Below are 23,703 nucleotides of genomic sequence, written 5' to 3' on the forward strand. Positions count from 1 at the left end.
TTTCGCTCAACCTTCCTCTTCAGGTATAGGCAGTAAGACTTTCAGACTTTTAGGGTGCATCGTTACTTTTATCTCCTCCCCCAGCTCAGCCGGCTCCCCATCAATGTGCACTACTTCATGGTCAACATTGTAAACAGTGGCTTTGCGGCAGCTGATACGGCGGGTATAGACCGAACCGTCTATGTTATCTGTATACATGCGGAAGAGCAGTGCCGGAGCTGCGGCCTTGGGGAAAGGCTCAATCAGGCAGATCTCAAAACGGCCGTCGTTCAGAATTCCGCTCGGGTTGATGGCAGCATTGCTCCCAAAGGCATTGGCATTGGCAATCGTGACCATAAAAGCCTCTCCCTCAAAATTCTCCGTATCCGTTTCTATGCGGTAGAACTTTGGTTCGTAGTTCATGTATTCCTGCAAGGCTATCCAGGCATAGGCACCAGGGCCCCGTTTGTCACCCTCACAGAATCGCTTTACGACAAGAGCATTAAAACCCAGATCGCTCAGGTGAATAGAAGGCTGCCCGTTCAGATCAATCGTGTCGATGTTGCGCACCACATGTTCGTGGATCAGCTGCAGCGCCTCCTCTGTGTCCTGCGGTATACCCAGGTCTTTTGAGAGTCCGTTGCCTGAGCCGAGCGGAATGATGCCCAGGGGCGTTTTACTGCCAATCAGGAGGGCCCCAACCAAGCTAACAGTACCATCTCCGCCTACAGCAAACACTGCATCGTACTGATGCTGCTCGATTAGTCTCTTTACATGATCCTGATCTCCAGCACCAGTGGTACGGTATATGGTGCAGCTCAGCTGATACTCGGCACAGGTAGTCCTTATCTCTTCCTCCAGCTCGCTTTTGTCTATGTCGCCTGCGATGGGATTGATAACAAATAGCAGGTTTTTAATCTTATCCTCTTGTTGCATGCTGATGTCGTGGTGTCGTTGGTTGGTTTTAAGTTTGACGGCTTATTCGATCAAACCAGCGGGCAAGCCATTTGGATATTCCTGTTGGATGGCACGCTCTATCTCAGCTATACGGTTGCCTGGGTTTGGGTGCGTTTGTGTGAACTCAGGACCACTGGCACCGCCGCTGGCTTCCTCCAAAATGCGCATCACCTCTAGCATGGCCCGCGGGTCATAACCCGACTCACCTGTCAGGCGCACCGCCAGCCTGTCGGACTCCAGTTCATCTTCCCGGCCGTAGCGCATGTTCATCAGTTTCCCGATCATGGCGGCAGCCACAGCACCAGTCTGAGAGGCAGGGTTATCCGGATCATAAGTGGCAATGGCAGCTGCGCCTGTAAGGCCTTGGGTAAGCTTTGCCTTAGCTAGTTGCTGGGCAGAGTGTCGCCCAACCACATGCCCTATTTCATGGCCCAGCACACCTGCCAGTTGTGCCTCTGAACTAAGGCGGCGCAGCAGGCCAGCTGTTATAAAGATCTGTCCGCCAGGCAGGGCGAAGGCGTTTACGGTATTTTCATCTGCCAGCAGGTGAAAGTCGAACTGATAGGGTGTTTCTCTGACACGGGTATTCTGAACAAGGCGCTGCCCTATCTCATTTACCTGCGCCCTCGCCTGCTCGTCAGGGTGCAATCCACCATATTGAGAAGCCATTTTTGGGGCGGTCTGTAGTCCCAGGGCGATCTCTTGCTCTACGGTCATGTCTACGTGCTGCACCTGGCCGGTAAACTCATTTTCCTGCCTGTTGCACCAGTATGTGACCAGTGATACCGCCGCAATCACGATGGCGACGATAAACTTCATGACTGCTCTCATCTTACGCTACTTCTTAAAAGTTTTAACTGCCAGTCAAATCCATGGCCAACTGTCGCACAAAAGTATCTGAGCCGGTCGGGTATGCTGCTTCATCATATACTTTTATTGCACTAAAAAGTATACGCAAGCGCAAGGAAAAAAACGAGCAGTAAAAGACAGGTATAGGTATAAGGAGTATAAATAGCTACCCTATTTTATATGAAATTCGTAATACATTAAAATTGCTGCAAAAGCAGCTTCAACTAAAACGGAATATCATGAATATGAAACGAACATTCGGTGCCATTCTGACCATACTAGGTATAATCGGCATCATCTGGGGGGCATATGCTTTTGTGATGGGAGGCGACGGTGCAGCTATTGGCCAGTACACGGCCGCAGTGCCCTTTATTGTAGGCCTGATCTTTTTCTTTGCGGGTATCAACCTGGTTAAAACAACAAAAGACCAGACCTGAGTCTATCATGCTATAAAACAGAAAATGCCACGTCGGATTATCGGCGTGGCATTTTCTGTTTTTGGGTTGGCTTAACGCTATGTGCGAACGGGTGATGTACCCTGCAGCGCTGCAAAGCCCTCAACGGCTCGCTCTATGTTCAGGTAGTCCGAGGTATAGGCCTTATCTGCACTGTGAATGTAGAGCACGGTATTGTCCTTGATCAGCTCGATCACGTCACCCGAAATAGCCCTCGGCACAGCCGGGCATCCCAGGCTACGACCTAGCCGGCCATACTGCTTCACAAAGTCATCGCTTACGTAGTCAGCGCCGTGCAGCACGATGGCACGCTCCATGGCTTTGGAGTTATACTTCTCGTCCATACCTGACAAGCGCAGCGAAAGGCCATGCTTGCCATAGTAAGTCTTGTCGGTGAGGTAGAAGCCCATGCTGCTCATATTGGAGTTAGGCTCGTTCGAAAATTTCTCTGCTCTTACATTGCCTGTATTGCGGCCATGCGCCACCAGGTTATTATAGAGCACTTTATTCGCATCCAGATCAATAATCCACATGCGCTTCAGGTTACTCGGCTTTGTAAAATCTACAACTGTGAGGATCTGCTTGTCAGTAGCCGTCAGCCCGTCCTGCTTAAAGTTATGGTAACCGGTATAAGCCCGCTCAAACACACTGAAAGAAAGCCCGGCTATCTTTAAACCCGATCTGTTGTACACCTCCTGCACATGCTCATCAAAGGCAAGTTTTTTCTCGGCTAAGGACAAGCGGGCAAGGGAAGTGGAAGTCAGCATGGTTTCTGCCGTGCGTCCCGTCGGATCCGACTCATCGTGTCGGGCCCCACCAGGAGTGGCAACCAGCATGAAACTAAGGGCAAAAGAGGTAACAATAGCTCTTATCATAGGGTTATTCTACTTATAGGGTTTTACGCAATTACAATACTAACAGGGAAAAACACAACAATTGTTCCCCTCCACCTTGTTTATATCCCATATACTGTTCATTGTAAAGCTCGGCCGACTCGCCTATATGCTAAACGCTTGTGCACCTGCTGCTTATTATGTGAGTCAGGTATATTTTTTAGGCTTATGAAGTTTTCTGTTTTATATATTAGTGTTTTTACTTGTATGCCAAGGTCTGATGCTGCAATTTTGAGGTAAGAGAATTGCAGATGAAAACGTACTACTTCTATACCCTTTTACTGATAATGCTGCTGGGTTGCGCTGACCCGGCCCGCATTGAAGGCTTCGACAGCGATAAATGGCAACAGGATAAAAAAGGCTGCCAGGGGCAACGTAGTACGATGGTAAACGAGTTTGATGCGATTCGTCGCGAGCTTTACGGACGACCGGAGGCGGAGGTCAAGGATATACTGGGAAAACCCGATGCAGAGCAATTGATGCGACGGGGGCAGCGAGTATTCATCTACTATTTTGAACCTGGCTCCCATTGCAGTGAGCGGAACAAACTCTCCGAGGCTAACCGGGCTGAGGTACGCTTCAATGCCCTGAGCAAGGTAAGCGAAATCACCTACCTGCGTCCTCTTCCCGTTTCAAAATAATGCCCAAATTAATGCCAAAAGCCCACCTTATGATGGGCTTTGCTATTCGGGAGCATTGTCTACTATTCTTCATCCTCTTTACCAGTCAGTAAATTGACGTGCTGACGTCCTTCCAGTTCCAGAAATTGTTTCAGCTGTTTTTCGGTCAGAATGCCAGCCATCACTTTGTCCAGTTGGATCTGTATCTCTCTGTAAGTACGTTGCAGTTCCAGGGGGTCTTCCAGATTCAACTCAGCTTCAACCATACGCTGGTACCGCTCTTCATGCAGCAATTCTACCTGCATCAGTTGCTCTTCGCTTAGATTCAGTTCACGCTTCATTTCCAGGATCGCCATCTGCGGACCACTCAGGTTGAGAGCCAGCACCTTCTTGTCCAGGTCGTCGTCTGTTTCTTTGAGCCGCTGCGCTTGTGCAGTGCTAAGGGTAAGTCCTAGTATAATTAGTATGGGTATAATTCTTTTCATGGTATTCGGTTATTTCACCATCAAATGGCTACTCTTTGTTGTACAGTGTTATGAACGGAATTACATTACATTGGTTCTGCTAGAAAAGACATATTTTTTAGATTTTTCTAATAGCATAGTTTTATTCAAATATTGCATTAATAGCAAGATTTCAAATTGATTTTTAACTATAAAAATAAGTTGTATTCGAAATCAACTATATCGTAACTATGCCTCCTGATAATAGTATAAAAAGAAAAACCCTCGAAATAGTATTTTTAACAGTGGCTCCCGGTTCCGCAAAGGCGGCTCCCTCCATACAAAGTGAAATTACCATGAAAACTAAATATTATAATCCCAGTTCGCTTGAGGTTAACTTCGCAAAAGCATTTCAGGACCTGACGCAACAGCTAGAAGATAGGCTGGATGCAGGTAAAGTTGTCAATATCACGCCTATACATGATGCAGACAACCCGATGGTCATTTATAAATTAAAAGATGAGGAAGGCGATTTACATGAAGTAGTTATACAAATAATACAGCGGCCCGACAACCTCGTCAGTTGAGACGGCAGTAAAATCCAAAAAGAGAGGCGACCCGGAAAATTCCGGGTCGCCTCTCTTTTTGGAAATATCTTGTTTGTTATAGGCGTACTCCCATCATGGGCTGCCGGGCACTTTATGGTCGCGGCGCTTAAACCACTGCATGGCGATGAACGCCACCATAAAACCGGATATCACACCTTCCAGCATCAAGACCATGAAGATCACGATACCGGGCGTGATGGCCATTCGCCCACCGAAGAACTGCTCTCCGGCCAGCACATTGAGCAGCGCATTATCAAAAGCCTTGATGTAGATCACCATAAATACCGCGAACAATACCGTTGCCAGGATTGATGTAATAACACCCGTACCCAGGCCCTGGAAATAACCGATGTTGCCTTGCCGGCTTATCTTAAAGGCACGAATGGCCATGGTGACACCTATTGCCATGATCACGCCGTTCAGAAAGCGTAGCTCAATGACCTGCTCCAGACCAACGAGCTTCATAAGCAAAAAATAAACGATTAGTGCCAGTGCCGTGAACAGGCCGTATTTGAGGCCAATCTTTTCCATGATTTTGGGTGCAATTTTCTTCTTTGGTTGACAGCGTATTTATCTTATTACCTGATACGTTCTGGAGTTGTATGATCAGGCCGTTTAAACCACTGCATAGCGATGAAGGCGATCCAGACTCCAGGCACAGAGCCATAAAGAATTGTCATTCCGAACACAGCCATGATGGAGATGCTCTCTGGGAAAAGGGAACTTACCTGCAAGCTTCTGAGGTACTCAGGATCCAGCACAGACAGGTAGAGCACCAGAAACAAAGCCAGTATAGTTGATGAAACGACGCCGACGGTCCCCCCTATTGCTATTCCTTTCAGATAAGGAATCATACCGTTCAGAGCTCGTTTGTAGCTTGAGATCGCCACAACTATACCGATCACCAAAAACAGGCCACTAAGCAGAGACAGTTCTACTCTGTTTTGCAGGTTGAGTACTCCCATTAGCAGGAAGAAAGCGATATGAGCCAGCCCTGTATAGATACCATATTTGATTGAAATCATTCCGTAGGATACTTTTCCAGATGCCATATTACGTGTGTTTATATCAGAATCAATTTTTTATAAAAATGAACAGATTAACTGCTCAAATGGTTAAATGAATAAAACTGGCACATCAACCAGAATATAAAATTCCAGTGCAATCTGCCGTATATAATTAAAACAATATACTAGAGAAAGTAGCGTGGCGTTGTGATTTGCAGCATAAATTTTTCCCCCTACACGCTGAAGCGCTTCATTTCAAAGGAATTACCGGAAGGACAATCCCTGCTTAGCCTATTGGTTTACAGCAATTTGAAAAAAAGACGGTTTTTATTTCGTAATTTTGCACCGCAATCGTTTTACATACTCATTTATAGCTATCTATGATCAGCACCAACAATGTAAGCCTGTCTTATGGCAAGCGTACCCTGTTTGAAGACGTAACCATCAAGTTTTTGCCCGGCAACTGCTATGGCCTTATCGGGGCTAACGGCGCAGGCAAGTCTACCTTTCTGAAAATACTTTCCGGCGAAATCGACCCGAACACCGGCACTGTTGAGATACCGGCCAACGCCCGCCTGGCAGTACTGAAGCAGAACCACTTCGAGTACGACGAGTTCCCGGTTTTGCAGACAGTTATCATGGGCCACAAGCGCCTGTTTGATATCATGCAGGAGAAAGACGCCATCTATGCCAAGGCGGACTTTACAGAGGCTGACGGTGTACGTGCGGCTGAACTCGAAGGTGAGTTTGCGGACCTTGAAGGCTGGAACGCTGAGTATGAGGCAGCAGAGCTCCTGAGCGGACTTGGCATCAGCGAAGATCTGCACTACTCACTTATGAAAGACCTGAGCGGTAGCGAGAAAGTACGTGTGCTCCTGGCACAGGCTCTCTTCGGCAACCCGGATATCCTGCTGCTGGACGAACCAACCAACCACCTGGACGCTGAGTCGATCATGTGGCTGGAGAATTTCCTGGACAATTTCCAAAATACAGTGATCGTAGTATCGCACGACCGCCACTTCCTGGATGCCGTGTGTACGCACGTAGCCGACATCGACTTTGGCAAGATCAAGATGTTTGCGGGTAACTATGGCTTCTGGTACCAGTCAAGCCAGTTGGCTCTGAAACAGCGTGCCGACGCCAATAAGAAGACAGAAGACAAGCGCAAAGAACTCGAAGAATTCATCCGTCGTTTTAGCGCAAACGCTTCCAAGTCGAAGCAGGCAACCTCACGTGCCAAGTTGCTCGAGAAACTGACGGTAGAAGACATTCAGCCTTCTTCGCGTAAATACCCATACATCGCTTTCAAACCAGAGCGTGAAGCCGGTAACCAGATCCTGCATGTGGAGAACCTGAGCAAGTCTGTAGACGGACAGCCGATCTTCACCGATATCTCTTTTATGGTAGATAAGGGTGACAAGATCGCCGTGATTGGCCGAAACGATATTGCCGCTTCTACATTCTTCAAGATTCTTTTTGAAGAAGAGCGGCCTGACTCAGGTGAATTCAAGTGGGGCACGACCATCACAGCTTCTTTCTTCCCGAAAGACAACCAGGAATTTTTCGATACTGATCTGAACCTGGTGGATTGGCTGCGTCAGTACTCTACAGAGAAAGACGAAAGCTTTATCCGTGGTTTCCTGGGCCGTATGTTGTTCTCGGGCGAAGAGTCGCTCAAGAAAGCCAACGTGCTGTCGGGTGGTGAGAAGGTGCGATGCATGTTCTCCCGCATGATGCTTCAGTCGGGCAACGTACTCGTGTTTGATGAGCCTACCAACCACCTGGACCTGGAGTCGATCACAGCATTGAACAACTCCCTGCGCGATTTCGATGGCACGATCCTGTTCTCCTCTCATGACTTACAGTTTGTGGACACCATTGCCAACCGCATCATCGAGCTGACGCCGGGTGGCATCATCGACAAGCGCATGGGCTACGAGGAGTACCTGTCAGATGACAACATTAAGGAGCTTCGCAAAAAAATGTACGCCACAGCCAAGGTATAGCGTATATACCTGCGACAACCTGTAATAGAGCAAGATATGCCGCTACGCTATAGCTACAAACTACTGGTACTGGTACTGACCCTGTGCTGCCTGCTGGGCAGCACAGCGGCCATGGCCCAAACAGAACCCGACACGGTGCGCCGCAAACGTGAACTGCCTACAGGACCAACTGTAGAACCACAACAGCAACGGCAGCCCCGTGTGACGCAACCACAAACCCAGCCAGAGGTAATCCGCCCGCAGGTGGTGCGCCCGGGCGAAGAGGCGCCACAAGCGCTGATCGACCGCATGTTCTGGGGTGGCAGCTTTGGCCTGCAGTTTGGCACCTTCACCAACATTTCGCTGCTGCCGGTAGTCGGCTATCGGGCTACTGAAACCTTTTGGCTAGGTATAGGCGGCGTTTATCATTACAGGAGGTTCAGAGGCGATAGCATGCACAACTACGGTGGCCGTGTGTTTGCGCAGCAGCAGGTATTTGAAAACTTCCTGATTCATGGCGAATTTGAGCAGTTGAGTGTGGAGCTCCCACTGATGAACTACAATACAGGGGTTTACGAATTCAGCAGGCGCTTTATAGGTATACCGATGGCCGGACTCGGCTACAGGCAAAAAATTGGCGAACGGGGTGCAGCAGATATATTGCTACTCTACAATTTCAACGACTCCTTTGCCTCTCCTTACTCTAACCCGGTTATCAGAGCGGGTTTTAGCTTTCCGTTCAGAAAGTAACCAGAGACAAAGAGAGACAAAGGTATAAAACAGAAAAGGCTGCAACTAGTTGCAGCCTTTTCTGTTTTTAAGTAAGTATTATCAGCCCCGTATCAGTCGTAGCAATACCACGATCACGGCGATCACCAATAAGATGTGAATCAATCCACCTACAGCGTCAGGGAATCCGAGGAATCCGATCAGCCAAAAGATAACTAGCACAACGGCTATGATATACAATAAATTTCCCATAGTTTTAAATATTTTAATTTCGAAAATATAGTCTGTTATCCTATCTAACGTAGTTCCGCTATATAGGTTAAGCGCCTCGTATCAGTCGCAGCAGCACTGCGATAACAGCCAGCACTAAAAGTACGTGGATAATACCACCTACAGCGTCAGGGAATCCGAGGAATCCGATCAGCCAAAAGATAACTAGCACAACGGCTATGATATACAGTAAATTTCCCATAGTTGTTAAGTTTTAATTTCTCCTTTTCAATGCATTGAAAGCAAAACCGTCTGCTTTGTTTTCAATGCTGGTCGCATAACCAGCTTTGCATTTTTTTGTTTTAAGCTTTTTACGAGCCCAATACTTTAAAGGATGTATATAATCGCATTTTTTTGTATACTTTAAGCTAATATTATTTTTATCAGTTATTACAAGCTACCTAAAATAAGTCGATATCCTTTTGATTTACAGTTAAATCATTACTTCTGTTACAAATAAAATTGCCTGGCATAATTTTGTATAGAATATTAACTATACCTGGTACCTCAAGGCCCGCTGCCTGGCTTTACATGGCATCAAAAATTGAAGTCTTCCAAGAGAAATGTTTTTAAAATCGATGTTTGTCCGAATTCTGTTAGCTTTGTAATAGATTTTTAACTATACGCATATAGCACTATGAAGAAAATAGCAGTCATTGGTTCGGGCACTATGGGCAACGGCATCGCCCACGTGTTTGCCCAGAATGGTTTCTCAGTCTCATTGGTTGACATTTCGGAGGAGGCTCTCAACAAGGCACTCGCCACTATTACAAAGAACCTCGACCGCATCATGGCCAAAGGCAACCTGACGGAAGAGCAAAAAAGCCAGACGCTGGATCGCATCAGCACTTATACTGATCTCAAGCAGGGTGTGCAGGAGGCCGACCTGATCGTAGAAGCAGCCACTGAAAATGTGGATCTGAAACTGAAGATCTTCAGAGACCTGGATGCTTTCGCCAAGCCGGAGGCAATTCTAGCCAGCAACACCTCCTCTATTTCCATCACCAAAATCGCTTCAGTAACCAACCGCCCGGACAAGGTGATCGGCATGCACTTCATGAACCCGGTGCCGGTAATGAAACTTGTGGAGATCATCCGTGGCTACTCTACTTCAGACGAAGTGACCAGCCAGGTGATGGACATGTCGCTGCAGCTGGGCAAAGTGCCTACCGAGTGCAACGACTACCCGGGCTTTGTAGCCAACCGTATCCTGATGCCGATGATCAATGAGGCCATTTACTCTCTCTATGAAGGTGTGGCTGGCGTGGAAGAGATCGACACCATCATGAAATTAGGGATGGCACACCCGATGGGACCACTGCAACTGGCAGACTTCATTGGGCTGGACGTATGTCTTTCGATCCTGAACGTGCTGCACGATGGCTTCGGTAACCCGAAATACGCCCCATGCCCATTGCTGGTAAACATGGTGCAGGCAGGTCATAAAGGCGTGAAGTCAGGACAGGGCTTCTACTCCTGGACACACGGCAACAAAGAACTGATTGTGGCCGACCGTTTTAAGAAAAAGCATTTCGCGCAATAGTGTGGCACAGACCTTTAATGTAGTAGGCTGGTTTGAGATACCAGTGACGGATATGCCACGGGCTATTCGTTTTTACGAATCCGTACTGGGCTATACCTTGCACTACCAACCGATGGGCGAAGAGGAAATGGCCTGGTTCCCCTGGTCAGATGAAGGTTCTGGCGCTCCCGGCTCTCTGGTAAAGCACGAAAAGCACTACACCCCATCAACCGAGGGCACGTTGGTATACTTCTCCTCCCCTTCAGGCGATCTGGCCAACGAACTGGCCAGGGTAGAGCAAGCGGGCGGGAAAGTACTGCAGGACAAAACCCTGATAGCAGAAGACATTGGCTTTATGGCATTGTTCCTCGACACCGAAGGCAACCGTGTTGCCCTGCATTCAAGAGGCTAGGCTATACCTTAAAATAAGCTATACCTTAAAAACAGAAATCCCCCTGCTGGTATGACAGGGGGATTTCTGTTAAATAAAGGGAAATATAGAAATTAAACGGCTACTGCGTTTTCACGAAGGGCATCGTTCAGTGAGGTCTTCAGGTCAGTGCTCTCCTTGCGCTGTCCGATGATCAGGGCGCATGGCACCTGGAAGTCACCTGCAGGGAACTTCTTGGTATAAGAGCCAGGAATCACCACAGCACGCGGCGGCACATAGCCCTTGTACTCCTTCGGCTCGCTACCGGTCACGTCGATAATCTTGGAGCTCCCTGTAATGGTCACACCCGCACCGATCACTGCTTCCTTGCCAATGCGACAACCTTCTACCAGGATGCTGCGCGATCCGATAAAGGCTCCGTCTTCGATAATCACCGGGGCTGCCTGTACTGGTTCCAGCACGCCGCCCAAACCAACACCGCCACTCAGGTGCACATGTTTGCCCACCTGTGCGCAGCTACCTACAGTCGCCCATGTATCCACCATTGTGCCCTCTTCCACGTAAGCGCCGATGTTTACATAAGAAGGCATCATGATCACGCCTTTGGCAAGATAAGCACCATAACGGGCCACCGCATGCGGCACGACACGCACACCCAGCTCAGCATAATTCTTTTTAAGGGCGATCTTGTCATGAAATTCAAAAGGCCCCACCTCGATCGTCTTCATGGCCTGGATCGGGAAGTACATCAGCACGGCCTTCTTCACCCACTCATTTACTTTCCAGTCGTCACCTGCCGGCTCTGCCACACGCAGACGTCCTTTGTCAAGTTCTTCTATGACAGCGCGAATCGCTTCGATCGTATTCTGCTCTTTCAGCAAGTCACGGTTTTCCCAAGCCTGCTCTATTATCTGCTGTAATGCCATGCTATTTTTCGTTTTTAGAGAATGAATGCGTAAAAGTATTAAATTTAGGCGATGTCTGAAAAGAGAATCCTGCTGGCCTCGCTCCTGAAACCCATAAATGACACCCGAATCTATGAAAAGCTGGGTACGTCGCTTAGCAAAATTCAGGATGCGAGCATCCATTTAACCGGCTACGAGGCGCCTATACCTGCAGGAGCACCGGCCAACATGCACTTCCACCCCATCTTCCGGTTTCACAGACTGAGTGCTGGCCGTATGGCTGCCCAACGCGACTACTATCGTCTGCTACAGCACATCAGACCACAGCTAGTCATCGTGAGCACACACGAACTGCTGTTGCCCACCACGCTGTATAAGGCCAGGTATGGCACCCGGATCGTCTACGATATACAGGAAAACTACAGCCTCAACCTGCGCGCGCAGCACAACTACAGCTGGCCACTCAAACACCTGTTGGCCTTGGCAGTGCGGGGTATTGAAAAGATGACGTCCAGCCGCATTGATCACTTCCTGCTGGCCGAGCGCAGCTATGCGGAGGAGCTTCCTTTTTTAGGCAACCGCTATACCTTTATAGAGAACAAATACAAAGGCAATCCGATCGAACCTGCAACGCCGGTCAGACTGCCAGCTACAGGGCAGTTGCGACTACTCTACAGCGGCACCATAGCAGAAGAGTACGGCATATGGGAGGCGATTGGGCTTGCAAAGCAGCTACAGGCGGTTCGGGGTGATGTGAAGCTGACCATTATCGGTTACTGTGCCAGCAGCTATACCTTAGCGCGACTCAGAAAAGCGTGCCAGACACTGCCATTTGTGGAGTTGATCGGTGGCGACAAACTGGTACCGCACCCGGACATACTGCAGCAAATACAAAAGAGTCATCTTGGTTTGCTGCCTTACCGCCCCAATGCCAGCACATTCCGGTGCATCCCCACCAAACTGTATGAATACATGGCCTTTGGGTTGCCTATTCTGATCCAGGAAAACCCTTTGTGGCAAGGTATAGTAGAGGGAAACGACGCCGGGCTGTCTGTTGACTTTGGCCGAATAAATGTAGAAGAGCTTAACAGCGGACTTCCCCCTAGAGCCTTCTACCAGCCAGGTATACCTGCCTCCATCTACTGGGAAAGCGAAGAAGTGAAACTACTGCACGTGATCAACACACTGCTGTCTCAGTTATAGACAGTATGAAAAATTATTTTTAGACGAATCTAAATTAGAATAAAATCAGTATATTTGTAAAGCTAAACCTTATATTATGCGAAACTCAAAGATAGCTGGCGTAGGCCATTATGTACCTGAGAAGGTGGTCACCAATTTTGACCTGGAGAAACTCATGGAAACTTCTGACGAATGGATACGTGAGCGTACAGGTATACAGGAGCGCCGCTACTTCCAGGAAGGCGTAGACACCACCTCCAATATGGGAGCCAAGGCTTCCATGAAAGCACTTGAAATGGCGGGCCTAAAGCCTGAAGACGTAGACATGATCGTATTTGCGACGCTCAGCCCTGACTATGTATTCCCTGGCTCCGGCGTGCTGATGCAGCGTGAAATGGGCCTGAAAGAAATACCGGCGTTGGATGTGCGCAACCAGTGCTCTGGCTTTGTGTACGCCCTTTCTGTAGCAGACCAGTTCATCAAAACCGGCATGTACGACAACATCCTGGTGGTGGGCTCTGAGATTCACTCCAATGGTCTGGACTTCTCCACCCGTGGCCGCAACGTATCCGTGATCTTCGGTGACGGTGCCGGCGCCGTGGTGCTCTCCCCTTCTGAAAGCAACGAGCGCGGCATCCTGTCCACGCACCTGCACGCTGATGGTGAGTTTGCCGAAGAGTTGGCTGTGATCAATCCGGGCAGTACCAAGAAGGACCGCCTGACGCATGAGATGATCGACGAAGGCACGATCTACCCTTATATGAACGGCAACCAGGTGTTCAAGCATGCCGTGACGCGCTTCCCGGAAGTGATTGAAGAAGCACTTAACAAAAATGGCTATAAAGCATCTGATGTAGACATGCTTATACCGCATCAGGCTAACCTGCGCATCACCTCTTACATACAGCAGAAGATGGGGTTGCCAGCTGAAAAAGTGATGAGCAACATCCACAAGTATGGCAACACCACAGCTGCTTCTGTACCGATCGCCCTGAGCGAAGCCGTGCAGGAAGGGCGCATCAAAGAGGGTGACCTGGTATGTATGGCAGCCTTCGGTTCCGGCTTCACCTGGGCCTCTGCGCTTATTCGTTGGTAAATACTAATTGTGAATGGGTGAATGAGTGATTGAGTGAATTTTTATAGCTCAATTTTTATTCACTCAATCACTCATTCACCCATTCAAAACTAAACCTGTGCACAGTTTTACTGAAGAGAACTACATAAAAGCCATTTACAAACTTTCTGATGGCGGCAACCATGAGGTGAATACCAATGCCATTGCCGATGCGCTGGATACCAAGGCTGCGTCTGTGACGGACATGCTGCGGAAACTCAGCGCAAAAGGTATAGCTGACTATGTGAAGTACCGGGGCGTGACGCTGACCGAGAAAGGTGAGCGTGTAGCCTTGCAGATCATTCGCAAACACAGGTTATGGGAGGTTTTTCTGGTCGAAAAACTGAAGTTCAACTGGGACGAGGTGCACGACATGGCTGAGGAGCTGGAGCACATTAACTCTGATCTGCTTATCAGGCGGCTCGATGAGTTCCTGGGCTACCCAAAATTTGACCCCCACGGCGACCCGATTCCGACGGAAGACGGCGAGATGAACACCAAGCAGCAGCGCCTGCTGGCGGAACTGGAAGTGAACAGCTCCGGAACCGTAGTAGGCGTCAATGACTCACAGCCGCTTTTCCTGCAGTACCTCGACAAAATGGGGATATTCCTGGGAGCCAAGATTAAAGTGATAGATAAAATACCTTACGACAACTCGCTGGAGATTAACCTGGAAAACAAAAAAAACATGGTAGTATCCAGTGAAGTGGCGCGTAATATCTTCCTGTCTGCTTAGTATGAAAACCCCTGCTCTATTTCTGAGTCTGCTGCTGGTTCTGCTGTTGGGTACAGCCTGCACCCAGGTCGATACCAGAGGCGAGGTGCCGTCCGGAAAGCGGATGCGGATCGTAACCACGACAGGTATACTGAAGGACGCCGTCGTGAACATCGTAGGCGACGCGGCCGATGTGGACGCGATCATGGGAAGCGGCGTAGACCCGCACTTGTACAAAGCTACCCAGGGCGACCTGAACAAGCTGACCGAAGCGGATGTCATCATCTACAACGGGCTGCACCTGGAAGGGAAAATGGGGGAAGTACTGGAGAAACTGAGCCGCTACAAAACGGTATTGGCCGCGACTGCAGGTATACCTGAACACCAGCTGTTAAAGTCAGCAGAGTATGCCGACAGCCACGACCCGCACGTGTGGTTCGACGTATCCCTATGGATGCAGGTAGTCGGGCACCTGAGCAGCGAACTCCAGAAAAAAGACCCGCAGCATGCAGCGGTATATCAGGCGCAAACAGCGGCCTACCTGCGTGAACTGTCAGCGTTGCACAACGAAACCAAAGCCGCCATTGCCTCTATACCTGAGCAGCAGCGCATCCTGATCACGGCGCACGACGCTTTCGGCTACTATGGCGAGGCCTACGGCATTGAGGTGCGCGGTCTGCAGGGTATCTCCACCCTATCTGAGTTCGGACTGCAGGATGTGTCTTCGCTAGTCAAGTTCATTGTGGCAAACAAGATCAAAGCGGTGTTTGTCGAGTCCTCGGTATCGCCGAAGGCTATTGAGGCCGTGGTGCAGGGCAGCAGCAAACGCGGTCATACCGTGCTTATTGGCGGCACACTTTTCTCCGACGCCATGGGCGAAGAGGGAACACCCGAAGGCACCTACACCGGAATGGTTCGGCATAACACAAACACGATTGTAACTTCTTTAAAATAAGAAGGCTAACATATGATACTTCAAGTAAAAAACCCAGTAGTAGAAGTACACGACCTGACGGTGAGTTATGACCGCAAGCCGGTGCTGTGGGGCATTGACCTCACCCTGCCGGCCGGTGCGCTCGTGGGTGTGATCGGTCCGAACGGTGCAGGCAAATCTACTCTTATCAAGGCTATGATGAACCTGCTGCCAGTGAGCAGCGGCTATGTACGCATCTTTGACCAGCCGTTGAAGCAGGTATACAGCCGCATCAGCTATGTACCCCAGCGTGAGTCGGTGGACTGGGATTTTCCGGCCTCGGTGTTCGATGTGGTGCTGATGGGCAGGTACGGGCAACTGGGTCTGTTCAAACGTCCGCGCAAAGCCGATAAAGACGCTGCCATGGAAGCGCTCGAAAAAGTAGGTATGCAGGGCTTTGCAAACCGGCAGATCTCGCAGCTCTCCGGTGGACAGCAGCAGCGGGTATTCCTGGCGCGGGCACTGGCCCAGAATGCCGATATATATTTCATGGACGAGCCTTTTGCCGGCGTCGATATTGCCACCGAAACGGCCATCATCCAGCTGCTTCGCCTGATGCGTGATGAGGGCAAGACCGTGATTGTAGTGCATCATGACCTGCAGTCCGCCTCTGATTATTTTGACTGGGTGGTGCTGCTCAACATGCGCCTGGTAGCCTCCGGCCCTACTGAGCAGGTGCTGAATCAGGAGCTATTGGAGCAGACCTACGGCGGCAAGCTCACCCTGCTCTCCAAAGTAGGCGACCTCCTCCGCAAGCAGGAATTCCCGGCGAGGGAGAAGAGTTGATTTTGAATGAGTGATTTAGTGAATGAGTGATTAGAAGATATGGCCTGTAGGGACAGGTCGCGACCTGTCCGAATCGTGCACCAAGCAATCAACGACTAACAATCAACAATTAACCACATGCAGGACTTCTTAGAGTTTTTCTCCTTCACCGATGCCAACATACGGTACGTGACGCTGGGCTCGGTGCTGCTGGCTGCGAGTTCGGCGGTGGTGGGCTGTTTCACGCTGCTGCGCAAGCGGGCGCTGGTGGGCGATGCCGTGGCGCATGCCGTGCTGCCGGGTGTCTGTCTGGCCTTTATCCTGTCAGGCACCAAGAACCCGTTCATCCTGCTGATCGGCGCATTTGTGACAGGATGGCTTTCGCTGGTGGTGATCGATTACATTACTTCCCGTTCCCGCATCAAAGAAGACACAGCTATCGGGCTGGTGCTCTCGGTCTTCTTTGGTATAGGTATTCTCTTGCTCACCGCCATACAGCAGACCGGCAATGCTGCCCAGAGCGGACTCGACAAGTTCCTGTTTGGCAGTGCGGCCTCACTCATCGGCGAAGACCTGATTGCTTTTGGGGTGGTAGCGGTGTTGCTTCTGGTGGCGGTGGTGTTGTTCTTTAAAGAACTCACCCTGCTTTGTTTTGATCAGGCTTATGCCCGCACCATCGGCTTTCCGGTACGCGGACTGGAACTGCTGCTTACGACCCTCACCGTCTTTGCCGTCGTGGTAGGTATACAGGCTGTGGGTGTCGTACTGATGGCTGCCATGCTGATCACTCCGGCAGCTGCTGCTCGCTTCTGGACCGAAAACCTGAAAGTCATGCTGATACTGGCTGCCTTGATAGGGGCATTTTCAGGTATAGCAGGCGCCTTTGTCTCTTACACAGCCCCTTCTATGCCAACAGGTCCCTGGATTGTGCTGATTGTATCGATGATCGCGATCCTGTCTTTTGCCCTGGCTCCCGGTCGTGGCTGGGTTGCCCGCATCTTGCGGCAGCGACGCAACAAGACCCGCATTCTGGAAGAAAACCTGCTCAAACTGCTCTACCAGCTAGGCGAACTCCGACAGGACTATGGCAGTGCACGCAGTTTGGAGGAGTTGCTGGAGCGACGCAACATACCTAAAAAGGAAGCCTTGAGCGGATTGCAAAAACTAAAGCGGCAAGGCTATCTGCGAAAAGAGGACAAGCGCTGGTTGCTGACACCGGAAGGCGAGAAACGCGGTCGTCGGGTAGTGCGACTCCATCGCCTTTGGGAACTATACCTGACACAGTACCTGAACCTGGCCTCCGACCACGTGCATGAAGACGCCGAAACCATCGAGCACATCATCACCCCGGAACTGGAGCAGCGACTCATCGAAGAGCTCAACTATCCCGATCTCGATCCGCATAGCGCGAGAATTCCTTAATGGAATTGAGTGAATGAGTGATTTAATGAATGAGTGATTAGGGGGTAGAAAGTTTGGAAGTTAGAGAGTTAGAGTGCGTTGTATGGACAGATCAAGGCCTGCCCAATCGTGCACGAAAAACAATTAACCATCAGCAATTTAACAATTTAATACGTGAACGCATTCTGGATCATATTGACGGGAAGTTTAGTGGCAACATGCTGCAGTCTGTTGGGTTGTTTCCTGATACTGCGACGCATGGCCATGGTGGGCGATGCTATTTCGCATGCCGTGCTGCCAGGCATCGTGATTGCATTTATGTTTACTGGCTCGCGTGACACCATTCCGATGCTGATCGGGGCCGGACTGCTGGGTGTGCTCACCACTTTCCTGATCGAGTTCTTCCACCGCTTTGCGCGGGTGCAGGCCGATGCGGCTATTGGCGTCACTTTCACCTGGCTTTTTGCCATCGGCATCATTCTGATCTCTGTGTTTGCCGGTCAGGTGGACCTGGACCAGGACTGCGTACTTTATGGCGAGATAGCCTATGTGCCGCTCGACCTGATCATCACCGAAGGCGGTCTGAGTATGGGACCACGCACTGTCTGGATGCTGGCTGTAGTAACCCTGCTGATCGGCTTATTTATTATACTGGGGTATAAAGAGCTTTTCCTGACGACCTTTGACCCGGCCTTTGCGGCAGCTATTGGCATTTCCACTTCCCTCTGGTATTACCTGCTGATGGGTGCCGTGTCGCTTACCACAGTAGCTTCATTTGAGTCGGTGGGTGCTATCCTGGTGGTGGCTTTTCTGGTTGCTCCTCCTGCCACAGCTTACCTGTTAACTGACGACTTTAAAAACATGCTGGGGATTTCAGTCCTGCTCGGGATCATCGCCTCTTTTGCCGGTTACTACCTGGCGGTTTGGCTCGATGGGTCTATTGCCGGTGCCATCGCCACCGTGACAGGTATAGAGTTTCTGCTGGCCTTCCTTTTTTCGCCAACCCACGGCAAGCTGCGCCGACAAAAGCGTGTGCAGCCCCTGGGACACTAGACTGAAAACAAGGTATAAAGCAACATATATGGAAAGCTTAACTTTAAGCGTTCTGATTCAAAGATAACCTGCTATGCTACAGAAGACATTTCTCCTGCCATTGCTCGCACTGTTGTTGTTCTGCAGCTATACCTGGCACGATGTAACGCCTGCCGAAACCACCCTACAGAAAGAAGCCAGGATCAATTGGATCACCATTGAAGAAGCTGCCGAAAAGATCAAAAAGCAGCCTCGCAAGGTCGTGATTGACGTGTATACCGACTGGTGTGGCTGGTGCAAAAAGATGGACAAGTCTACTTTTACTGATCCTGCAGTAGTGGCTTACATAAACAAAAACTACTATGCCGTGAAGCTTGACGCTGAGGGCAAAAAGCCAATTACACTCAATGGCCATACCTATACCTTTAAGGAACAATATCGGGCACACGAACTGGCCGTAGCCCTGCTACAGGGACAGATGTGTTACCCGACCACCGTATACCTGGACGAAAAGTTTAACATGCTCACGCCCGTGCCAGGTTACCTCGATGCCTCCACCTTTCACAAAATCCTGACTTATTTCGGGGACAATCATCATAAGAGTAAAACCTGGGAAGAGTATACCAAAAAGTAGGAATTACGAATGCTAGGTGAAGAATGCCCGATTAATCCCTAATTTTGTGTTTTAAAACTCCTGCTATACCTTGACCAATCAGTTCATCCATACCGATACCATTGCAGCGGTAGCCACAGCGTCTGGTACGGGCGCCATTGCGGTTATCCGTCTTTCAGGCCCGGAGGCCATCACCATCACCAATTCAGTTTTCAAAGGAAAGGACCTCACCCAACAAGCCAGCCATACCATCCATTTTGGTACGCTCCGCGATGAGGACAAGATCATCGATGAAGTGCTGGTGTCCCTGTTTGTGGCCCCTCACTCCTACACCAAGGAAAATGTGGTGGAGATCTCCTGCCACGGCTCCGATTTCATTGTGCAGCAGATCATGCAGTTGCTCTTGAAAAAGGGTGCCCGTCTGGCGAATGCCGGTGAGTTTACGAAACGTGCATTTTTGAACGGGCAGTTTGACCTGGCTCAGGCTGAAGCCGTGGCCGATCTGATTGCCTCCGACTCCGCCCTTTCGCATGAAGTGGCCATGAAGCAGATGCGCGGCGGTTTTTCTCAGGAAATAAAGCGACTGCGGGCCGAACTCGTGCACTTTGCCTCCATGATCGAGTTGGAGCTTGATTTTGGAGAAGAGGATGTGGAGTTTGCGGACCGTGATCAGTTGCGCACCCTGATCCTGAACATTCAGCAGATCATCCGGGAGCTGCTCAAGTCCTTTGAACTGGGGAACGTGATCAAAAACGGGGTACCGACCGTTATTGTAGGCAAACCAAATGCTGGCAAGTCTACCCTGCTCAACAAGCTGCTGAACGAGGAGAAAGCCATCGTATCGGATGTGCCGGGTACAACGCGCGACTTCATCGAAGATGAGATCAACATTGGGGGCGTTACGTTCCGCTTTATCGACACAGCCGGCCTGCGCGAAACAACTGACAAGGTGGAGGCGATCGGCGTGGAGCGCACCATGCAGAAGTTGAGCCAGTCCTCCCTGATCATCTACCTATTCGACATCACCGACACAACACCGGAAGAACTGCAGTCCGAACTGGAAGTGCTAAACCCTAAGAAACTGCCTTTCCTGCCTGTAGCAAATAAGATTGATCAGGCCTCGCCGGATAAGTTGGCTGCTTTTGCAGGTATAGAGGGGCTTGTGCAGATATCCGCCGCGGAGGGTGCGAACCTGGAGGACCTAAAGCAGGCGCTAGTGGACAAGGTAAACATTGGCAAACTCAATACGCAGCAGCAGACCATCGTGACCAACCTGCGCCACGTCGACAGTCTGAACAAAACCTACGAAGCCCTGGACGATGTGCTGAACGGGCTAGGCCTGGGTATGAGCGGTGATCTGGTAGCCGCCGATATCCGCCGCGCGCTCTACAGCCTCGGCCAGATCACGGGTGAGATTACAACGGATGATCTGCTGGATAACATCTTCACGAAGTTCTGCATCGGCAAATAGATTCTTAAAATAAGCCAATACCAAAATAAAGCGAAAGCCTGATTATGATTGATAATCAGGCTTTTTTGCGTCCACGCCTATTTGTTAATCAAAATTGATATTCTTAAATTTATAGTACTGTTGTACCTCGTTCGTACCCAAATTACAGTATTTGTACCCCAGTACTGAAATCGGGGGAGATTATTTGACTTATTTAACACTAATCATACTTAGCTAACTCTAACTGCCCTTATAAGCAATGAGTTCTAACATCAGAATACAGCGTATTTGCCAGCAATGCGGACAGGAGTTCACCGCCAGAACAACCGTCACCCAGTACTGCGGCGACAACTGTGCCAAGCGTGCCTACAAAGCCAGAAAGAAGGCCGGCAAAGTGGAGGCCAGCAACAGGGAAACGGAGCGCATCCGGAATAAGCCTTTGGAGGACATCAAGGCAAAGGAGTTTCTGACCATCCGTGATACGGCCCTCCTGATCAACTGCAGCAGGCAAACGGTTTATAACCTGATCAAAGGCAATATTCTTCCCGCCGTTCAGCTGTCTGCCCGCAAAACCATCATCAAGCGGGCTGACATTGACAAACTGTTTCAGCTTACCCCTTTGACCCAAACCGCTGGGCAGCTCGCGCCACCCGCTTTCAACCCCGCCGAATGCTATACCCTGACACAGGTGCAGCAACAGTACAGAATCTCTGAAAAGGCGCTGTACGACCTGATCATACGGCACAACATCCCGAAGTACAGGCAGGGCATTTACGCCTATGTCCCCAAAAAGCCGATTGATGTACTCCTGGGCCCTATTTTATGATATAACCCAAATTCCCGCTGTCATGACAAAAGTAGCCTTATGACGCAAGCCGATCTCTAAAGCAAGAATGACGCTTTACCTCGACTTCTACCCCCCTATCCCCCACCCCGACACGGGCAAGCTGACCCGTCGGGAGTTTCTGGGTCTTTACCTGTTTGAAAAGCCGAAAACGCAGCTGGAGAAGCACCACAATAAAGAAACACTGGCGCTGGCTCATAATATCTGGGCGCAACGGCAGCTCGCCATACAAAATCTGCATTTCGGCTTCCTTTCCAGAGAGAAGCAAAACATCACATTGCTTGATTACTACAAGAAAGAGGTTGCCAAGCGCCATGGCTCCAACGGGCAAACCTGGCAAAGCTCACTGCTCTATTTACAGGACTTCTTTGCTGAAGGGGTAAAACTTTTTGAGCTGACCGTCACCGACTGCAATGCGTACAGGGACTTCCTGCTCCACGCCGAGAGCCAGCGCAGCAAAAGAAAGGCGAAGATCTCCCGCAACACGGCAGTCTCCTATTTCAATAAGCTGAAGACCACCCTTAAAATGGCCTACAAGGAAGATCTCCTCAAATCAGACTTGAACGCTAAAATTTCTTCCATCAAACCAGCAGAGACAAAACGGGAATTCCTCACCCTGGAGGAGCTGCAGGCGCTATACGGAACGGACTGCCCCCTGCCTGTCCTGAAGCAGGCCGCCCTTTTCTCCGCCTTAACGGGCCTCCGCTTTTCTGACATTGAAAAACTTACCTGGCGTGAAGTGCAGCACAGCCAGGCGGAGGGCCACTACCTGCAGTTCAGACAGCAGAAAACGCAGGGGGTTGAGCTGCTTCCCATCTCTGAGGAAGCCCTACTGCTCCTAGGGGAACGAAGATCGCCTGATATGCCGGTATTTGATGGTCTGGAATATTCCGCCCAGAACAATAGCCTCCTGAGAGACTGGGTCAAGGCGGCCGGTATCACGAAATACATCACCTTCCACTGTTTCAGGCACACTTATGCCACCCTGCAGCTTTCGCACGGAACCGACATCTACACCGTGTCCAAGCTCCTCGGGCACCGGGAACTGAAAACGACGCAGATCTATGCAAAGGTGATCGATCGCTCCAAGCGGGAGGCGGCCAACCGCATCACACTGAAAATAACATGATTGCCTATTACCCTTTATAGTTGAACATGAAGCAAGCTCCATCGTCCATCCTATATAATCCTTCAATTTAAAGAAAACAGATATGGAAAACTTAACATTTGAAAAACTCCCTCAGGCAGTGAGTGCGCTGCATGACAAGCTAAGCCGCATTGAGCAACTCCTTCTGGAAAGGCAGGGCCCGGAAAAGGAGGAGGAAATGTTCACCGTCGCGCAGGCGGCAGACTTTCTCAAGATTTCCGTGGGCACGGTTTACCTAAAAGTCAGTAGCAGGGAAATCCCGGTCAACAAAAGGGGGAACCGTCTCTATTTTTATAAGTCTGAGCTGGAGGAGTGGGTAAAAGGGGGCAGACAGAAAACGGTGTCAGAGTTACAGCAGGAAGCGCAGCAGTATGCCGGAAAGGGTACGAGGCAAAGGCAATTCACTGTTTCATAATCATGAATAAAGAAGTCAAGAAATGGTTTATGTTAATCACTTTCAACGCTCAAAAATGCGCATCAGTCTCTCGTAAGATGCGAAATGGTGCCATCGCTTAGGACTTTTGCGGATTTCAATGAATGCTACCTGACCTACATTCCTCAAAACCTGCTTTTGTCACTTCAAAATTGTAATGATGTGAAGCTCGTGTAAGCAAAATTTGTAAATCGTAAATCTGTTAGCTGTCTTCTGTTGTACCTGCTGAACCACAATCTGTTTAAAAGCGATACAACGTTCAATTATGTTTTATAAAATCAAGCTGACCTGGAGGATTGTCGTACTGTCGTAGTTGGGCCAGAGCTGGCTAAATTCCTATGCTCCAAGCTTCTCCTAGAGGGACAACACGCCACAGCGCCCTGTCCCTCTAGGAGACCGGAGGACTTCCCGTCCGATTCAG

Annotated in this window: 28 protein-coding genes; 19 read left to right on the forward strand and 9 right to left on the reverse strand. The window is 49.8% G+C overall.

The genetic code is table 11. The annotated features are described in order from the left end of the window. Positions 1 to 6: 6 nt before the first annotated feature. Together AC5FXQ_RS19070 and AC5FXQ_RS19075 are read right to left on the reverse strand one after the other, a co-directional pair. The gene (locus AC5FXQ_RS19070; RefSeq protein WP_493604005.1) at positions 7 to 915 is read right to left on the reverse strand and encodes a diacylglycerol/lipid kinase family protein; all 909 of its coding nucleotides are present in this window, start codon (positions 913 to 915) and stop codon (positions 7 to 9) included. 42 nt (positions 916 to 957) lie between these two features. Continuing rightward, a complete protein-coding gene (locus AC5FXQ_RS19075; RefSeq protein WP_493604006.1) occupies positions 958 to 1,755 on the reverse strand; it encodes a M48 family metalloprotease in 798 nt (265 codons plus the stop codon). Positions 1,756 to 2,030: 275 nt separating this feature from the next. Here AC5FXQ_RS19075 and AC5FXQ_RS19080 point away from each other — a divergent pair, with 275 nt between their 5' ends. Next, positions 2,031 to 2,222: a hypothetical protein gene (locus tag AC5FXQ_RS19080; RefSeq protein ID WP_493604007.1), complete on the forward strand. Its 192-nt coding sequence runs from the start codon at positions 2,031 to 2,033 to the stop codon at positions 2,220 to 2,222. Between the two features lie 77 nt (positions 2,223 to 2,299). On the opposite strand, the gene AC5FXQ_RS19085 is transcribed toward AC5FXQ_RS19080, so the two are convergent. Then, on the reverse strand, positions 2,300 to 3,115 hold the full coding sequence (locus tag AC5FXQ_RS19085; RefSeq protein WP_493604008.1) for a murein L,D-transpeptidase catalytic domain family protein: 816 nt from the start codon (positions 3,113 to 3,115) through the stop codon (positions 2,300 to 2,302). Between the two features lie 269 nt (positions 3,116 to 3,384). On the opposite strand from AC5FXQ_RS19085, the gene AC5FXQ_RS19090 reads away from it, so the two are divergent. Next, positions 3,385 to 3,774 carry a hypothetical protein gene (locus tag AC5FXQ_RS19090; RefSeq protein WP_493604009.1) on the forward strand — a complete coding sequence of 130 codons (390 nt, stop codon included), beginning with the start codon at positions 3,385 to 3,387 and terminating at the stop codon, positions 3,772 to 3,774. 62 nt (positions 3,775 to 3,836) lie between these two features. On the opposite strand, the gene AC5FXQ_RS19095 is transcribed toward AC5FXQ_RS19090, so the two are convergent. After that, the gene (locus AC5FXQ_RS19095; protein ID WP_493604010.1) at positions 3,837 to 4,238 is read right to left on the reverse strand and encodes a hypothetical protein; all 402 of its coding nucleotides are present in this window, start codon (positions 4,236 to 4,238) and stop codon (positions 3,837 to 3,839) included. 209 nt (positions 4,239 to 4,447) lie between these two features. Here AC5FXQ_RS19095 and AC5FXQ_RS19100 point away from each other — a divergent pair, with 209 nt between their 5' ends. After that, on the forward strand, positions 4,448 to 4,783 hold the full coding sequence (locus tag AC5FXQ_RS19100; protein WP_493604011.1) for a hypothetical protein: 336 nt from the start codon (positions 4,448 to 4,450) through the stop codon (positions 4,781 to 4,783). Between the two features lie 93 nt (positions 4,784 to 4,876). On the opposite strand, the gene AC5FXQ_RS19105 is transcribed toward AC5FXQ_RS19100, so the two are convergent. Then, a complete protein-coding gene (locus AC5FXQ_RS19105; RefSeq protein ID WP_493604012.1) occupies positions 4,877 to 5,335 on the reverse strand; it encodes a DUF4199 domain-containing protein in 459 nt (152 codons plus the stop codon). A gap of 47 nt (positions 5,336 to 5,382) precedes the next feature. Continuing rightward, positions 5,383 to 5,829 (reverse strand): DUF4199 domain-containing protein, encoded by a 447-nt coding sequence (locus tag AC5FXQ_RS19110; RefSeq protein WP_493604013.1) that lies wholly within the window; start codon positions 5,827 to 5,829, stop codon positions 5,383 to 5,385. 362 nt (positions 5,830 to 6,191) lie between these two features. On the opposite strand from AC5FXQ_RS19110, the gene AC5FXQ_RS19115 reads away from it, so the two are divergent. Together AC5FXQ_RS19115 and AC5FXQ_RS19120 are read left to right on the forward strand one after the other, a co-directional pair. Beyond that, positions 6,192 to 7,817, forward strand: a complete 1,626-nt coding sequence (locus tag AC5FXQ_RS19115; protein WP_493604014.1) for an ABC-F family ATP-binding cassette domain-containing protein — start codon at positions 6,192 to 6,194, stop codon at positions 7,815 to 7,817. Between the two features lie 36 nt (positions 7,818 to 7,853). Next, complete coding sequence (locus AC5FXQ_RS19120; RefSeq protein ID WP_493604015.1) at positions 7,854 to 8,546, forward strand: hypothetical protein; 693 nt, start codon at positions 7,854 to 7,856, stop codon at positions 8,544 to 8,546. 81 nt (positions 8,547 to 8,627) lie between these two features. Here the strand turns inward: AC5FXQ_RS19120 and AC5FXQ_RS19125 are convergent, their stop codons facing one another. Further along, positions 8,628 to 8,777 (reverse strand): lmo0937 family membrane protein, encoded by a 150-nt coding sequence (locus tag AC5FXQ_RS19125; protein ID WP_007660460.1) that lies wholly within the window; start codon positions 8,775 to 8,777, stop codon positions 8,628 to 8,630. Positions 8,778 to 8,844: 67 nt separating this feature from the next. After that, complete coding sequence (locus tag AC5FXQ_RS19130; RefSeq protein ID WP_007660459.1) at positions 8,845 to 8,997, reverse strand: lmo0937 family membrane protein; 153 nt, start codon at positions 8,995 to 8,997, stop codon at positions 8,845 to 8,847. 435 nt (positions 8,998 to 9,432) lie between these two features. Between AC5FXQ_RS19130 and AC5FXQ_RS19135 the strand changes: the two genes are divergently transcribed. Both AC5FXQ_RS19135 and AC5FXQ_RS19140 read left to right on the forward strand, forming a co-directional pair. Then, a complete protein-coding gene (locus AC5FXQ_RS19135) occupies positions 9,433 to 10,338 on the forward strand; it encodes a 3-hydroxybutyryl-CoA dehydrogenase (protein ID WP_493604016.1) in 906 nt (301 codons plus the stop codon). A gap of 1 nt (position 10,339) precedes the next feature. Continuing rightward, positions 10,340 to 10,729 (forward strand): VOC family protein, encoded by a 390-nt coding sequence (locus tag AC5FXQ_RS19140; protein WP_493604017.1) that lies wholly within the window; start codon positions 10,340 to 10,342, stop codon positions 10,727 to 10,729. 92 nt (positions 10,730 to 10,821) lie between these two features. Here AC5FXQ_RS19140 and AC5FXQ_RS19145 read toward each other — a convergent pair whose 3' ends face one another. After that, complete coding sequence (locus tag AC5FXQ_RS19145) at positions 10,822 to 11,634, reverse strand: 2,3,4,5-tetrahydropyridine-2,6-dicarboxylate N-succinyltransferase (RefSeq protein ID WP_196114695.1); 813 nt, start codon at positions 11,632 to 11,634, stop codon at positions 10,822 to 10,824. Between the two features lie 51 nt (positions 11,635 to 11,685). Between AC5FXQ_RS19145 and AC5FXQ_RS19150 the strand changes: the two genes are divergently transcribed. The 12 genes from AC5FXQ_RS19150 to AC5FXQ_RS19205 all read left to right on the forward strand — a co-directional run bounded on the left by AC5FXQ_RS19150 (position 11,686) and on the right by AC5FXQ_RS19205 (position 23,264). Beyond that, positions 11,686 to 12,816, forward strand: coding sequence for a glycosyltransferase (locus tag AC5FXQ_RS19150; protein ID WP_493604018.1), 1,131 nt, complete (start codon positions 11,686 to 11,688; stop codon positions 12,814 to 12,816). Between the two features lie 76 nt (positions 12,817 to 12,892). Then, positions 12,893 to 13,891 (forward strand): 3-oxoacyl-ACP synthase III family protein, encoded by a 999-nt coding sequence (locus tag AC5FXQ_RS19155; RefSeq protein ID WP_493604019.1) that lies wholly within the window; start codon positions 12,893 to 12,895, stop codon positions 13,889 to 13,891. 97 nt (positions 13,892 to 13,988) lie between these two features. After that, positions 13,989 to 14,645, forward strand: coding sequence for a metal-dependent transcriptional regulator (locus tag AC5FXQ_RS19160; protein ID WP_493604020.1), 657 nt, complete (start codon positions 13,989 to 13,991; stop codon positions 14,643 to 14,645). Position 14,646: 1 nt separating this feature from the next. Continuing rightward, on the forward strand, positions 14,647 to 15,579 hold the full coding sequence (locus AC5FXQ_RS19165) for a metal ABC transporter solute-binding protein, Zn/Mn family (RefSeq protein WP_493604021.1): 933 nt from the start codon (positions 14,647 to 14,649) through the stop codon (positions 15,577 to 15,579). Positions 15,580 to 15,591: 12 nt separating this feature from the next. Then, entirely contained in the window at positions 15,592 to 16,383 is a 792-nt protein-coding gene (locus tag AC5FXQ_RS19170; RefSeq protein WP_493604022.1) for a metal ABC transporter ATP-binding protein, read from the forward strand. A 117-nt stretch (positions 16,384 to 16,500) separates the two neighbouring features. Continuing rightward, positions 16,501 to 17,784: a metal ABC transporter permease gene (locus tag AC5FXQ_RS19175; protein ID WP_493604023.1), complete on the forward strand. Its 1,284-nt coding sequence runs from the start codon at positions 16,501 to 16,503 to the stop codon at positions 17,782 to 17,784. A 153-nt stretch (positions 17,785 to 17,937) separates the two neighbouring features. Beyond that, a complete protein-coding gene (locus AC5FXQ_RS19180; protein ID WP_493604024.1) occupies positions 17,938 to 18,816 on the forward strand; it encodes a metal ABC transporter permease in 879 nt (292 codons plus the stop codon). Between the two features lie 73 nt (positions 18,817 to 18,889). Beyond that, a complete protein-coding gene (locus AC5FXQ_RS19185; RefSeq protein WP_493604025.1) occupies positions 18,890 to 19,429 on the forward strand; it encodes a thioredoxin family protein in 540 nt (179 codons plus the stop codon). A gap of 70 nt (positions 19,430 to 19,499) precedes the next feature. Next, positions 19,500 to 20,879, forward strand: coding sequence for a tRNA uridine-5-carboxymethylaminomethyl(34) synthesis GTPase MnmE (mnmE, locus tag AC5FXQ_RS19190; protein ID WP_493604026.1), 1,380 nt, complete (start codon positions 19,500 to 19,502; stop codon positions 20,877 to 20,879). Positions 20,880 to 21,117: 238 nt separating this feature from the next. After that, positions 21,118 to 21,684, forward strand: a complete 567-nt coding sequence (locus AC5FXQ_RS19195) for a helix-turn-helix domain-containing protein (protein ID WP_493604027.1) — start codon at positions 21,118 to 21,120, stop codon at positions 21,682 to 21,684. 67 nt (positions 21,685 to 21,751) lie between these two features. Next, entirely contained in the window at positions 21,752 to 22,831 is a 1,080-nt protein-coding gene (locus AC5FXQ_RS19200; protein WP_493604028.1) for a tyrosine-type recombinase/integrase, read from the forward strand. Positions 22,832 to 22,913: 82 nt separating this feature from the next. Then, complete coding sequence (locus AC5FXQ_RS19205; protein ID WP_493604029.1) at positions 22,914 to 23,264, forward strand: helix-turn-helix domain-containing protein; 351 nt, start codon at positions 22,914 to 22,916, stop codon at positions 23,262 to 23,264. The last annotated feature ends 439 nt before the right edge of the window (positions 23,265 to 23,703 follow it).

This window comes from Pontibacter sp. LHS1, from assembly GCF_058932855.1.